The 13,180-nt window shown below is 74.3% G+C and carries 14 protein-coding genes; 13 read left to right on the plus strand and 1 reads right to left on the minus strand.

The window, feature by feature from the left end; all coding sequences use genetic code 11:
* Window positions 1-16 precede the first annotated feature (16 nt).
* The 11 genes from AC1DXT_RS10255 to AC1DXT_RS10305 all read left to right on the plus strand — a co-directional run bounded on the left by AC1DXT_RS10255 (window position 17) and on the right by AC1DXT_RS10305 (window position 11,120).
* Window positions 17-904, plus strand: a complete 888-nt coding sequence (locus AC1DXT_RS10255) for a hypothetical protein (protein WP_477061253.1) — start codon at window positions 17-19, stop codon at window positions 902-904.
* Window positions 897-2,801, plus strand: a complete 1,905-nt coding sequence (locus AC1DXT_RS10260; protein ID WP_477061254.1) for an efflux RND transporter periplasmic adaptor subunit — start codon at window positions 897-899, stop codon at window positions 2,799-2,801. Before AC1DXT_RS10255 ends, AC1DXT_RS10260 begins: the two co-directional genes overlap by 8 nt.
* A gap of 114 nt (window positions 2,802-2,915) precedes the next feature.
* Window positions 2,916-3,746: a pyrroline-5-carboxylate reductase gene (gene proC / locus AC1DXT_RS10265; protein WP_477061255.1), complete on the plus strand. Its 831-nt coding sequence runs from the start codon at window positions 2,916-2,918 to the stop codon at window positions 3,744-3,746.
* Window positions 3,746-4,753, plus strand: a complete 1,008-nt coding sequence (locus tag AC1DXT_RS10270) for a LacI family DNA-binding transcriptional regulator (RefSeq protein WP_477061256.1) — start codon at window positions 3,746-3,748, stop codon at window positions 4,751-4,753. Before proC ends, AC1DXT_RS10270 begins: the two co-directional genes overlap by 1 nt.
* Window positions 4,754-4,768: 15 nt before the next feature.
* Entirely contained in the window at window positions 4,769-5,107 is a 339-nt protein-coding gene (locus AC1DXT_RS10275; RefSeq protein ID WP_477061257.1) for a cupin domain-containing protein, read from the plus strand.
* 97 nt (window positions 5,108-5,204) lie between these two features.
* The gene (locus AC1DXT_RS10280) at window positions 5,205-6,785 is read left to right on the plus strand and encodes a xylulokinase (protein WP_477061258.1); all 1,581 of its coding nucleotides are present in this window, start codon (window positions 5,205-5,207) and stop codon (window positions 6,783-6,785) included.
* Complete coding sequence (locus tag AC1DXT_RS10285) at window positions 6,782-7,492, plus strand: L-ribulose-5-phosphate 4-epimerase (protein ID WP_477061259.1); 711 nt, start codon at window positions 6,782-6,784, stop codon at window positions 7,490-7,492. Before AC1DXT_RS10280 ends, AC1DXT_RS10285 begins: the two co-directional genes overlap by 4 nt.
* Window positions 7,489-8,991 (plus strand): L-arabinose isomerase, encoded by a 1,503-nt coding sequence (araA, locus tag AC1DXT_RS10290; RefSeq protein WP_477061260.1) that lies wholly within the window; start codon window positions 7,489-7,491, stop codon window positions 8,989-8,991. The genes AC1DXT_RS10285 and araA overlap by 4 nt, the downstream gene beginning before the upstream one ends.
* 110 nt (window positions 8,992-9,101) lie before the next feature.
* Complete coding sequence (locus AC1DXT_RS10295; protein WP_477061261.1) at window positions 9,102-10,187, plus strand: ribosomal eL19 family protein; 1,086 nt, start codon at window positions 9,102-9,104, stop codon at window positions 10,185-10,187.
* Window positions 10,188-10,252: 65 nt separating this feature from the next.
* A complete protein-coding gene (locus AC1DXT_RS10300; protein ID WP_477061262.1) occupies window positions 10,253-10,474 on the plus strand; it encodes a hypothetical protein in 222 nt (73 codons plus the stop codon).
* 22 nt (window positions 10,475-10,496) lie between these two features.
* Window positions 10,497-11,120 carry a TetR/AcrR family transcriptional regulator gene (locus AC1DXT_RS10305; RefSeq protein WP_477061263.1) on the plus strand — a complete coding sequence of 208 codons (624 nt, stop codon included), beginning with the start codon at window positions 10,497-10,499 and terminating at the stop codon, window positions 11,118-11,120.
* Here AC1DXT_RS10305 and AC1DXT_RS10310 read toward each other — a convergent pair.
* Window positions 11,113-11,502 carry a DoxX family protein gene (locus AC1DXT_RS10310; protein ID WP_477061264.1) on the minus strand — a complete coding sequence of 130 codons (390 nt, stop codon included), beginning with the start codon at window positions 11,500-11,502 and terminating at the stop codon, window positions 11,113-11,115. The genes AC1DXT_RS10305 and AC1DXT_RS10310 overlap by 8 nt on opposite strands.
* Before the next feature lie 53 nt (window positions 11,503-11,555).
* On the opposite strand from AC1DXT_RS10310, the gene AC1DXT_RS10315 reads away from it, so the two are divergent.
* Together AC1DXT_RS10315 and AC1DXT_RS10320 are read left to right on the plus strand one after the other, a co-directional pair.
* Entirely contained in the window at window positions 11,556-12,374 is an 819-nt protein-coding gene (locus tag AC1DXT_RS10315) for a maleylpyruvate isomerase family mycothiol-dependent enzyme (protein ID WP_477061265.1), read from the plus strand.
* A gap of 41 nt (window positions 12,375-12,415) precedes the next feature.
* Window positions 12,416-13,159: an ABC transporter ATP-binding protein gene (locus AC1DXT_RS10320; RefSeq protein ID WP_477061266.1), complete on the plus strand. Its 744-nt coding sequence runs from the start codon at window positions 12,416-12,418 to the stop codon at window positions 13,157-13,159.
* The last annotated feature ends 21 nt before the right edge of the window (window positions 13,160-13,180 follow it).

Here is a 13,180-nt window from a genome sequence, read left to right on the forward strand (position 1 = left end):
CCTGAAGGAGCCCTCCATGTCCACCCTGACCACGCGACTGCTTCCCGCGCTCGCTGCGGCCTCGGTCCTCGTCCTCGCCGGCTGCTCGGCCGGCCCCTCCGAGGCGGCCGCACCGACCACCTCGGCCGCACCTCAGCAGCAAGGCGCAGACGACGCCCAGCGACCCGGGCCCGGCGGGGGTGCGTCCGGCGAGATCGCCTCGGTGAACGGGACCGTCATGCAGGTGCGGTCCACCGACGCCCAGACCGCGGTGACCTGGACCGACACGACGACGTTCTCCGCGACGGTCGCCGGGTCGCTCGCCGACGTCACGGTCGGCGCGTGCGTGGTGGCCGTCTCGACCGCGACCAGCGGCGACGCGACCGACACGTCCGCTCCGCTGGAGGCCGCCAGCGTCCAGCTCACCGAGCCGGCCGACGACGGCACCTGCACCGGCGGCTTCGGTGGCTTCGGCGGCGGCGGACCCGGCGGCGGTGGCCGTCCCGACGGCATGCCGACGGACATGCCGTCGATGCCGGCAGGCGAGCTGCCCGACGGTGCTCCGACCGACCTGCCGTCCGGAGGCCCCGGCGGCTTCGCCGGCTTCGGCGGCCTCGCCACCGGCAAGGTCACCGCCACCGACGGCAGCACCCTGACCGTCGAGGCGACCGGCCTGGACGACGCCACGACGACGCGGACGGTCACCGTCACCGACGCCACCACCTACACGACGACGGTCGCGGCCGACGCGTCCGCGATCGTCGTCGGACAGTGCGCCACCGCCCGCGGCGAGTCCGACGACAGCGGCAAGGTGACCGCGACGAGCGTCACGGTCTCCGCGCCGACCGACGGCGAGTGCTCGACGGGCATGCTCGGTCGCGGCTTCCCCGGTGCGGGCGCACAGGGCGACGGTTCCGATGCCTGAGCGCGCCGTACGCCCGTCCGTCGCGCTCCGCCGGCGGGCTCGTCGGCGCCGGATCGTCGGGTTCGGCGCCGCGGGCGCCCTGGTCCTCGTGGCCGGCGGCGGCGGCGTCGCCCTCGCTGTCGGGGGTTCCGCCGACGAGCGGTACCGCACCGCCACCGCCGAGCTGTCGAGCGTCGAGCAGGTCATCGACACCGTCGGGACGGTCGCGTCCGCCAGCCGCCGGGACGCGGCGTTCTCCGTGGACGGCACGGTGGCCACCGTGAGCGTGTCGGTCGGCCAGGTCGTCGCTGCCGGCGAGGTGCTGGCCACGCTGGACACCGAGGCGTTGCAGGACGCCGTCCAGAAGGCCGAGGCGGACCTCGCGGACGCCCAGCAGCAGCTGAGCGACGACCTGGACTCGCAGACGGCATCGAGCTCGACGTCGACGTCCTCGACCTCCTCGTCCTCGACCTCGTCGTCGGCCCCGACCGCTGCGCCGACGACCGAGCCGACCCCCGGGGCGGACCCGCGTGGCGACTCGTCGGATCCGGCGGTCGCGAAGGCCGTGGCCGACGTCCAGCAGGCGCAGAAGGCGCTGCTCGACCAGTACCAGGTCACCGCCGACGCGCTGGCGAGCAGCGGCGAGAGCGTCACGGCGTCGCAGGCCTCGTGCGCGGCGTTCCTCGCGGTCGTCGCCGGCGACGTCGACAGCCCCGACCCGGAGCCGTCCCCGGAGCCGACCGATCCGCCCGCCGACGAGGCTCCGGCCGAGGACCCCGACGCCACGGCCGATCCCGACGCCACCGCCGATCCCGACACCTCCGCCGTCGAGCAGGCGCTCGCCGACTGCCAGGCCGCCCTGACCGGTGCTCTGGACGCGCAGACCGCGACCGATGCCGAGCAGCAGGCGCTCATGACCCTCGCGAGCGCGCTGGACCAGGCGGTGCAGGCGTTGCAGAGCGCGGTGGCGGCGTCCTCCTCGTCGAGCACGAGCCCGTCGACGAGCACCCCGTCCGCCAGCAACCCGTCGACGAGCACGCCGTCGACGAGCACCCCGTCGACGAGCGCGCCCTCCACCAGCACCCCGTCGACGAGCGCGCCGTCGACCAGCACGCCGTCCTCCTCGTCGGGAGCCACCACGTCCGTGGCCTCCGCGGCGACGATCGTGGCCGACCAGGCGGCCATCGACCTCGCGCAGGCGAACGTCGCGCTCGCGCAGAGCCGGCTCCCGTTCGCGACCCTGACCAGCCCGATCGCCGGCACGGTCGCTGCCGTCTCGCTGGCCCCGGGTGACTCGGTCACCGCCTCGTCGACCACCTCCGTCATCACGGTCCTCGGCCCCGACGGCTACACGGTCACCACCAGCGTCCCGCTCACGAAGATCGACATCGTCACGGTCGGCCAGACCGCCCAGGTGACCACGCCGAGCACCGACGCGACGCTCACGGCCACGGTCAGCAGCATCGGCGTCCTCGACACGTCGACCACCGCCGACCCGGCCTACACCGTCGAGCTCGCCGTCGACCCGACCGAGGAGACGCTGTACGACGGCGCCTCCGCCCAGGTCCGGATCACGGTCGCCGGCGCCGACCAGGTGCTCACCGTGCCGACGTCTGCGGTCCACGTCGACGGCGCCACGGCCACGGTCCAGGTGCTCGAGGGCGGCGTGCCGACGGAGGTCACGGTCACGCGCGGCGCGGTCGGCACGGAGCGCACCGAGATCACCGACGGTCTGTCCGCCGGCGACGAGGTGGTCCTCGCGGACCTCGACGAGCCGATCGAGACCGGGACGTCGACGACGACCGGGCTGTCGGGCCTGGGCGACGACGCGACCGAGATGACCGGCCCTCCGGGCGGCTTCGTGATGGACGGCAGCGGCGGGCCGCCGGCCGGCTTCGCACCGCCCGGGAACGGCTGAGACAGGCCCCAGGGATCCGGGTGGGCTCGGATCCCTGGGCGTCGGCCCCGGCGTCCGTCCGGCGTGGATAGGCTCGCGGCGTCGCCCTCCGGCGGCACGGACGGGAGGACCACGATGACCGACGAGCCCACCGCCGACACGCCGCGCGTCGCGGTGCTGGGCGGCGGTGTGATGGGGGAGACCCTGCTCAGCGCGCTGCTGACCGCAGGCTGGACTGCCGAGCAGGTCGAGGTCACCGAGCGGTACGCGCCGCGGGCCGAGGAGCTCGCCGCCCGCTACGGGGTCCGCACCGGCTCGTCGAACGCGGAGGCCGCGGCCCGCGCCGTCGTCGTGCTCCTCGCCGTCAAGCCCAACGTCGTCGCCTCGGTCCTGGACGAGATCAAGGACGCCCTGCGCGGCGGCGAGCTGGTGGTCAGCGTGGCCGCCGGCCTGCCGATCGCCACCTACGAGAAGCGGCTCAACCCTGCACAGCCGGTCGTGCGGGTCATGCCCAACACGCCCGCGGTGGTCGGCAAGGGGGCCAGCGCCATCGCCCCGGGCACGCACGCGAGCGAGGGGCACCTGGCTCTCGTCGAGAAGATGCTCGGTGCCACCGGGCTCGTGGTCCGGGTGGAGGAGAAGGACCTCGACGCGGTCACCGCCATCTCCGGCTCCGGGCCCGCGTACGCGTTCTACCTGATCGACGCGATGGCCGAGGCCGGCGTGCTGCTCGGCCTCACCCGCGACCTGGCGACGAAGCTCGCCATCGCGACGGTCGAGGGCTCCGCGGCGCTCGCGGCCCAGTCCGGCGACCACCCGGCGGTGCTGCGCGAGCGGGTGTCCTCCCCGGGCGGGACCACGGTCGCCGCGGTCCAGGTGCTCGACGCCCACGGCGTCCGCGCCGGGGTCGTCGCGGCAGCCGAGGCCGCGCGCGACCGCTCGCGTGAGCTCGGCAAGCAGTACTGATGAACGCGTCCGCGCGTCCGCCGGCGATGAGCGACGTCGCCGCGCTCGCGGGCGTCTCGCACCAGACCGTGTCGAGGGTGCTCAACGACCATCCGAGCGTCCGCCCCGAGACGCGCGAGCGGGTCAACGCGGCCATCGTCCGGCTGGGCTACCGCCGCAACAGCGCGGCGCGCACCCTGGTCACCCGCCGCTCCGGGACCCTCGGCGTGGTCACCCCGGCCACTGCGCTGTACGGGCCGACTAGCACGCTCGTCGGGCTCGAGGAGGCCGCGCGGGTGGTCGGCTGGTACGTGTCGGTGGCGACCATCCGCCAGTTCGACGGCGACACGATGCACACCGCGATCGAGCACTTCCTGGGCCAGGGCGTCGACGGCATCGCGATCATCGCGCCCACCACCGAGGTCGCCCAGGCGATCGCCGCCCTCGCGTCCCCGGTGCCGGTGGTGCTCATCTCGTCGGCGTCCGACGTCCCGCCCGTCGCGCACCTGCACGCGGTCGGTGTCGACCAGCGGCACGGCGCCCGGCTGGCCACCCAGCACCTGCTCGACCAGGGTCACACCGAGGTCGTCCACGTGGCCGGCCCGCAGGACTGGTTCGACGCGCAGGACCGGCTCGCCGGGTGGCGCGAGGTGTCCGGGCCGGGCGCCCCGGAGCACATCGAGGCCGGCTGGGACGCGGCCGACGGGTACGAGCTCGGGCTCCGGATGGCCCGTGAGGGGGTGCCGTCGGCGATCTTCGCGGCGAACGACCAGCTGGCCCTCGGGCTGCTGCACGCGTTCTGGGAGACGGGCGTCAGCGTGCCGTCGGACGTCGCCGTGGTGGGGTTCGACGACGAGGTCGGCGCCGCGCACTACACGCCCCCGCTGACCACGGTCCGGCAGGACTTCGGCGCGCTCGGGCGGCTGGCCGTCAGCTCCCTGCAGTCCGCGTTCGCAGGCGAGGTCGTGGCGCGCCGGCAGATCCCGGCGGAGCTGGTGGTGCGCGCGAGCTCGGTGCGACCGGCGTAGTCCTACGCTCGGGTCATGATCGACATCGCCGACCTCGCCGAGCAGCACCTGGACGCGGCCCGCTCCGACCCGCACGGCCGCTCGGCCGGGATCGTGGCGCACGACGGCGAGCTGCGGCAGACGATCCTCGCGCTGACCGCCGGTTCGAGCCTCGGCGAGCACAACTCCCCGAACGCGGCGACGCTGCAGGTCCTGCGCGGACGGGTGCGGGTCGAGTCTCCCGACGGGGACGTCGAGGCGAGCACCGGCCACCTGTGGGTGCTCACGCACGAGCGGCACTCGGTGCACGCGGTCGAGGACAGCGTCTTCCTGCTCACGACGCTCACCGGGGTCGGTCGCGCGTCCCACGGCTGAGCCTGGGCGGGTGGACGGCGCGCTCGATGTTAGCGCTAACATGTGTTCCGGCCGCTGGCGTCCGCCGCGGTCCTCGTCGCAAGAGCGGAGCCGCGTGATGACGGTCGATCCCCCCGGAACCGACCCCCGGACGGCCATCGAGTCCGGCGCGACGACGCTCGGCATCGAGCTGGGCTCCACCCGCATCAAGGCCGTCCTCATCGGTCCCGACCACGCTCCGCTGGCCAGCGGCAGCCACGACTGGGAGAACCAGTTCGTCGACCGCGTGTGGACGTACTCGCTGGATGCCGTCTGGACCGGGCTGCAGGAGTCCGTCGCCGCGCTGCTGGCCGAGACCGAGCAGAGGTACGGGGTGCGTCCGGCGCGGCTGCAGGCCATCGGCATCTCCGCGATGATGCACGGCTATCTCGCGTTCGACGAGGCCGACGAGCTGCTGGTCCCGTTCCGCACCTGGCGCAACACGACCACGGGCCGCGCCGCCGAGGAGCTGACCGGGCTGTTCGGCCACAACATCCCGCTGCGCTGGTCGATCGCGCACTTCCGCCAGGCCGAGCTCGACGCCGAGCCGCACGTGCCGCAGGTCCGCTTCCTCACCACGCTGGCCGGCTATGTGCACTGGAGGCTGACCGGCCGCAAGGTGCTGGGCGTCGGCGACGCCTCGGGCATGTTCCCGATCGACACGGCCACGAACGCCTACGACGCGACGATGCTCGCCACCTACCCGGGCGCGGACCTCGCGCCGCTGCTGCCCGAGATCCTGCTCGCCGGCCAGGAGGCCGGTCGGCTGACCGAGGCCGGCGCCGCGCTGCTCGACCCGACGGGCACGCTGCAGCCGGGCATCCCGCTGTGCCCGCCCGAGGGCGACGCGGGCACGGGCATGGTCGCGACGAACTCCGTCRCACCCCGCACCGGCAACGTGAGCGTCGGCACGAGCATCTTCGCGATGGTCGTGCTGGAGAAGCCGCTCACGCAGGTGCACCACGAGCTCGACCTGGTCACCACGCCCGGCGGCGACCTGGTCGCGATGGTGCACTGCAACAACGGCGCCAGCGAGCTCGGCGCGTGGGCCGAGCTGTTCGGCCAGTTCGCCACCGCGCTGGGGCAGCCGACCGGCCCGGACGAGGTGTTCGGGGCCCTGCTGCGCGAGGCGCTGGCGGGCGACGCCGACGGCGGCGGGCTGCTGGCCTACAACTACCTGTCGGGCGAGCCGATCACGGGCCTGTCCGAGGGGCGGCCGCTGTTCGTGCGCACCCCCGACAGCCGGCTGACCCTGGCCAACTTCATGCGCACCCAGGTCTACAGCGCCTTCGGCACGCTCAGCCTGGGCATGCGCGTGCTGCGGGGCGAGGGCGTCGAGCTCGACGCGATGTACGCGCACGGCGGTCTGTTCCGCACCGCCGGAGTGGCGCAGCGGCTGCTCGCCGCGGCGGTCGGCGCACCGGTCACCGTGGGCAGCACCGCGGGCGAGGGCGGCGCGTGGGGGATCGCGGTGCTCGCCGCGTACCTGAGCGCGGCCGACGAGCAGGACCTGAGCACGCACCTGACCACCCGCGTGTTCGGCGACGCCGTCTCGGAGACGGTCGCGCCGGGCCAGGACGACGTCCGCGGCTTCGACGCGTACCTCGAGCGCTACAGCGCCGGGCTGGCGATCGAGCAGGCCGCGGTGGAGGCGCTGTGAGCACCGAGGACCTGGTCCAGCAGACGCGGACCGTCGTCGCGCAGCTGCACGCCGAGCTGCCGCGCTGGGGACTGGTGGTGTGGACCGCCGGGAACGTGTCGCAGCGGGTGGTCGTCGGCTCCGCTCCCGGTCCTGCCGACCTGTTCGTCATCAAGCCCTCCGGGGTCACGTACGACGAGCTCACCCCGGAGGCGATGGTCGTCTGCGACCTCGACGGGAACCTGGTCGACGGCACCCGCGCACCGTCCAGCGACACCGCCGCGCACGCCTACGTGTACCGGCACATGCCGTCCGTCGGCGGCGTCGTGCACACCCACTCCACGTACGCCACCGCCTGGGCCGCCCGCGGCGAGCCGGTCCCGTGCGTGCTCACGATGATGGCCGACGAGTTCGGCGGTGACGTGCCGATCGGCCCGTTCGCGCTCATCGGCGACGACTCGATCGGCCGCGGCATCGTCGAGACCCTGCAGGGTTCCCGCAGCCCCGCGGTCCTCATGCGCAACCACGGGCCGTTCACCATCGGCCGCGACGCCAAGGCCGCCGTCAAGGCGGCCGTGATGGTCGAGGAGGTCGCCCGCACCGTGCACATCGCACGGCAGCTGGGCGACACGATCCCGATCGCGCAGTCGGACATCGACTCCCTCTACGCGCGTTACCAGAACGTCTACGGACAGCAGCCCACCCACACCCCGGAGAGCGACTCATGACCAAGCCCTACGCCGACCGCGAGATCTGGTTCCTCACCGGGAGCCAGGGCCTGTACGGCGAGGAGACGCTCCGCCAGGTGGCCACGCAGTCGCAGGAGATCGCCCGCGTCCTGGGCGACACGCTCCCGGCGAAGCTCGTCTGGAAGCCGGTGCTCACCGACTCCGACGCGATCCGCCGCGCCGCGCTCGAGGCCAACGCCGACGACTCCGTGATCGGGGTCATCGCGTGGATGCACACGTTCTCGCCGGCCAAGATGTGGATCGCGGGGCTCGACGCGCTGCGCACCCCGCTGCTGCACCTGCACACCCAGGCGAACGTCGAGCTGCCGTGGGACACCATCGACTTCGACTTCATGAACCTCAACCAGGCCGCGCACGGCGACCGCGAGTTCGGGTACATCGCGACCCGGCTCGGCGCCGCGCGCAAGACGGTCGCGGGGCACGTGTCCAACCCGGCCGTCGTCGCGTCGATCGACACCTGGGTGCGCGCGTGCGCGGGCTGGGCCGCCACGCACGAGCTGAAGCTCGCCCGGTTCGGCGACAACATGCGCAACGTCGCCGTGACCGAGGGTGACAAGACCGAGGCGGAGCTGCGGTTCGGCGTCTCGGTGAACACGTGGGGTGTCAACGACCTCGTGGCGGCCGTGGACGCGGTGGCGTCGGAAGACGTCGACGCGCTCGTCGCCGAGTACGAGGAGCTCTACGACGTCGTCCCCGAGCTGCGGGCGGACGGCGACCGGCACGAGTCCCTGCGCTACGGCGCCCGCCAAGAGATCGCGCTGCGCACCCTCCTCGAGTCGCTGGGGGCCAAGGCGTTCACGACGAACTTCGAGGACCTCGGTGACCTCCGCCAGCTCCCGGGCCTGGCCGTCCAGCGGCTCATGGCCGACGGCTACGGGTTCGGCGCCGAGGGTGACTGGAAGACGGCCATCCTCGTCCGCGCCGCCAAGGTGATGGGCGCGGGCCTGCCCGGTGGCGCGTCGCTCATGGAGGACTACACCTACGACCTGACTCCCGGCTCGGAGCGGATCCTCGGCGCCCACATGCTCGAGATCTGCCCGACGCTGACCACGTCGAAGCCGACCCTGGAGATCCACCCGCTCGGCATCGGCGGCAAGGAGGACCCGGTCCGCCTGGTGTTCAACGCCGATCCCGGCGTGGGCGTCGTCGTCTCGCTGGCCGACATGCGCGACCGCTTCCGGCTCACCGCCAACGTGGTCGACGTCGTCCCGCCCACCGCCGACCTGCCGCACCTGCCGGTCGCGCGGGCCGTCTGGGAGCCCCGCCCCGACTTCCGCACGTCCGCGGAGTCCTGGCTGACCGCCGGGGGAGCGCACCACACCGTGCTCACGACCGCGGTCGGTGTCGAGGCGTTCGAGGACTTCGCGGAGATCGCCCGCACCGAGCTGCTCGTCATCGACGAGGACACCACCCGGCGCGGCTTCCGCGACCAGGTGCGCTGGAACCAGGTCTACTTCCGCCTGGCGCAGGGGTTCTGACCGATTCCTCCGAACGGGTGAGGAAATCCCCAGTTATTGCCGCGCGCAACTCTGGTGCTTAGCGTCATGACATCGCACGACGACGGGGGACCACGGTGGACGTGCAGGGGGTGTCGGGGAGGACCTGGCTGCTCCGTGCGCTCCTCGCGGTCGGCGCGGGCCTCCTCGTGACTCTCGGCTCGGCGCTGTGGTCCGCGGAGCCCGCACATGCGGAGACGCCGGCGGAGGGCGACGTCGCGACGGTCACCGGCCTGCTGACGGTCGTCGCCGACCGCGCACCCGTGGCGGACCTCGTGGGCGGGGTCGCTGCACCCGTCGCCGACGCGGCCGACGTCCTCGGCGTGGTCGCCGTACCGGTCGCCGGTGCCGTGGCGCCCGTGGCCGACGCCGTGGGCGTGGTCGCCGCCCCGGCGGCTCCGGTGCTCGCGCACGTGGCCGAGGTCGCGGCTCCGGTGGTCGCCGGCGCCCGGCCGACCGCGGACGCGCTCACCCCCGTGACGTCGGCGCTCGCGCCGGTGGCGGACGCGCTCACCCCCGTGACGTCGGCGCTCGCGCCGGTGGCGGACGCGCTCACCCCCGTGACGGCCGCGCTCGCACCGGTGGCGGGTTCGCTCCGGCCGGTGACGCAGGCCCTCGACCCGGCGACGAGGGCGCTCGGGCCGGTGACCAGAGCGCTCGAGCCGGTACGGCAGACGCTCCACCCGGTCACGAAGGCGCTCGACCCCGTGACCCGAGCTCTCCGGCCGGTGACCGGTGCGCTGGTGCCCCCCGACGGCCCCGCTCGCGGCACGGACGCCGAGTATCCGGTGACGGCCGTGCCCACCCCTGCGACCAGCGCGGTCGCGCCCGCCGCGGTCGAGCCGACCCCGGTGAGCCCGGGTGCCGGCGTGACCTCCGCGGTGACCGGCGCGGGCAGCACCTCCGAGCGTGGCGCCGAGCTCGACGATGCCGGAGTGGCCGCCGCCGAGGTCGCCCCCGCGCGCGGTCCGCACCGACCCACCCACCTCCCCGGCGGCGAGGGCGCTGGACTGCCGGTCTCCGGCAGCGCCTCGCCGGGCGCCGGTCGGGGTGGCATCGACGGTGACGTCCCGGCCGGCGTCGAGCCGCCCGCGCTGCGCGGAACGACCACCCGCGACAGCCCCTGTCCCGCACCCCCGTCCGCCCCCGGCCCGGAGGTCCCTGACTCCCCGGCGTGAGCGGGTTCGTCGCGCTGCTGCGCGATCACCCCCGCATCCGTCCGCACCTCGCTGAGGAGTCCGCCATGCGTTCCTTCGTCCGTCGTTCCCTGCAGACCGCGCTCGTCACCGGCGGTCTGGCAGCCACCGTCCTCCAGCTCGCCGGCACGGCCGCCGCTGTCGCCGTCGCGATGGTGTCCGCGGTCGCGTCGCCCGTCATCGCCCACCAGCAGCGCTGGGCAGCCGGCCGCCACCGGTCGACGCTCACCGAGGTGCCGACCCAGCGCAGCGCACCTCCGGAGTCCTGACGCGGCTCCGTACGCTGGGGCCATGTCCACCGACACCGACGACGGCACCTCGAGCCTGGGGCGCCGCCGCGGTCGTCGGCCCGCGGGCGAGGACACCCGCGGTGCCATCCTGGCCGCCGCGCGCGACGAGTTCGCCGAGCGCGGGTTCGAGGGTGCCAGCATCCGCTCGGTGGCGCGCCGCGCCGAGGTCGACCCTGCCCTCGTGCGGCACTACTTCCGCGACAAGTCGGAGCTGCTGGCCGCGGGCATGATCCCTGCTGGCGCCGACCCCGCGGTCATCGTCGCCGGCCTGACGGCGTCGGGCGTCGACGGTCTGGGTGCACGGCTGCTGACCGCCGTGCTCGGGGTCTGGGAGGCGGACGGCGGTGTGGCGTTCCGGGTCGCGTTCGCCGGGATGACGGCGGGCGAGCTGCAGGCGGAGGCGCTCGTCGGCTACGTCGGTCGTGAGGTGTTCGGCCAGGTGGCACGGGTGCTGGCACCGCCGGACCAGCAGCTGCGCGTCTCCTTGGTCGCGTCGCAGGTGGTCGGCGTCCTCATGACCCGGCACGTGCTGGAGCTGGAGCCGCTCGCCTCGATGCCCGTCGACGAGGTGGTCGCGCTCGTCGGGCCCACGCTGCAGCGCTACCTGTCCGGGCCGCTCACCTAGGCTGCCGGGCCACGGCGACCGCCCACGCGACCAGCGGCACCTGCAGCGGCAGGCGAGCCCAGGCGACCACCGGCCGGCCCGCCCAGCCGCGCGCGTCCGGCCGGGACCGGACCGCCATCGTCACGTTGCCGGGGAACACGCCCACCAGCAGGGCCGCGGACGCCAGCCCGCCGAGCCGTCGCGTCGCGGGCACGACCAGGGCGGTGGCGCAGGCGATCTCCGCCACCCCGGACCCGAGAACCCACGGGTCGGGGTTGCCCAGGGAGCGGGGGATCAGCGGCCGGAAGATGCCCGGCCGGCGCAGGTGCAGCACGCCGGAGGTGCCCAGCAGGGCGGCGAGCGCGATCGCGGGACCGTGGCGGCGGAGCATCGAGGTGAGCACGCGCCACGGTAGCCGGGAGGCCGTTGTCGGTGCCGGTCGATAGCGTGCGCGGCATGGACACCGTCGACCTCTCCTTCGACCACTACGAACGCGTGATCGGGCAGGAGTCGGCCCGCGCTGCGGACGCGCTCGAGAAGGCGCCGCTGTCCGCGCAGGTCCCGGCGTGCCCGGACTGGAGCACCGCCGACCTGGCCTACCACCTGGGGGAGGTGCAGGACTTCTGGTCGCAGATCGTCGGGAACGCCCCCGCGGGTCCCGACGACGCGCAGGACACGGAACGCCTGCCCGACGACGAGCTCGTGGCGTTCCTGCGCACCCGCACGGGCGCGCTGCTGACCGCGATCGCCGCGCACGACCCGGCGGACCCGTGCTGGTCCTGGTCGCCCGTCGGTGGGACGGTCGGCTGGGTGCTGCGGCGCCAGTCGCACGAGGCGCTCGTGCACCGGGTGGACGCCGAGCAGACCGCCGGGCTGCCCGTCACCGATCCGGGCGTCGTGCTCGCGGCCGACGGCGTGGACGAGATGCTCGGCGTCATGGTCAGCGGGCTGCCGGAGTGGGCGACGTTCACCCCCGACGGTCAGCGGGTCCGGCTGCACGCCACCGACGCCGGCCGCGAGTGGGTCATGGCGTTCGGGCGGTTCCACGGCACGTCTCCGGCCAGCGGCAAGCAGTACGACGACGAGTGCGCCGAGCTGGTCGGCGGTGCGCCGTGGGAGGGGGAGGACGAGGACGTCACGGCGACGGTGTCCGGCTCCGCCTGGGACCTGGAGCTGTGGCTCTGGGGGCGCGGCGGCATCGACGCGCTCGAGCGCGACGGTGACCCGGCGGCGATCGAGCGGCTTCGCGCGGTGATCGTCGAGTCGACGCAGTAGCGCCTTGTGCCGATCGTCCGGCGAGGAGCACAATTCCTCACATGGGGAATAGTGCGATCGAGGTCGTCGGGCTCCGCGTCGTGCGCGGTGGCACCCGCGTCATCGAGTCGCTGGACCTGACCGTCCCGGTCGGCCAGGTGGTCGGGCTGCTCGGTCCCAGCGGCAGCGGCAAGACGACGCTGATGCGGGCGATCGTCGGCGCGCAGATCGTGGACGGGGGGACCGTCATCGTGCTGGGCCAGCCGGCGGGGTCGGCTCCGCTGCGCCGCCGGATCGGGTACGTGACCCAGTCGCCCAGCGTGTACGGCGACCTCACCGTCACGGAGAACCTGCGGTACGCGGCGGCGATCCTCGGCGTCGACGCCGACGGGATCCGTCGGGCGTTGACCGAGGTCGACCTCGTGGAGCACGCCGACCAGTCGATCGGCACCCTGTCCGGCGGGGAGCGCTCGCGGGTGTCGCTCGCGATCGCCCTGCTCGGCCGGCCCGACCTGCTGGTGCTCGACGAGCCGACCGTCGGGCTCGACCCCGTCCTGCGCCGCGACCTGTGGAACCTGTTCCACCGGCTCGCGGACTCCGGTGTGAGCCTCCTGGTGTCCAGCCACGTGATGGACGAGGCGGCCCGCTGCGACCGGCTGATCCTGCTGCGCGGCGGCGCGGTGCTCTCCGACAGCACGCTGGACGAGCTGCTCGCGCGCACCGGCGCCGCTGATGCCGAGGGCGCGTTCCTCGCGCTCGTCGACGACGCCGTGGCCCGCGACGCAGCGAAGGGAGCGGTCGCATGAACGCCCACAGCGTCGCCACGG

This window comes from Cellulomonas sp. P1_G12_2 (assembly GCF_056405535.1).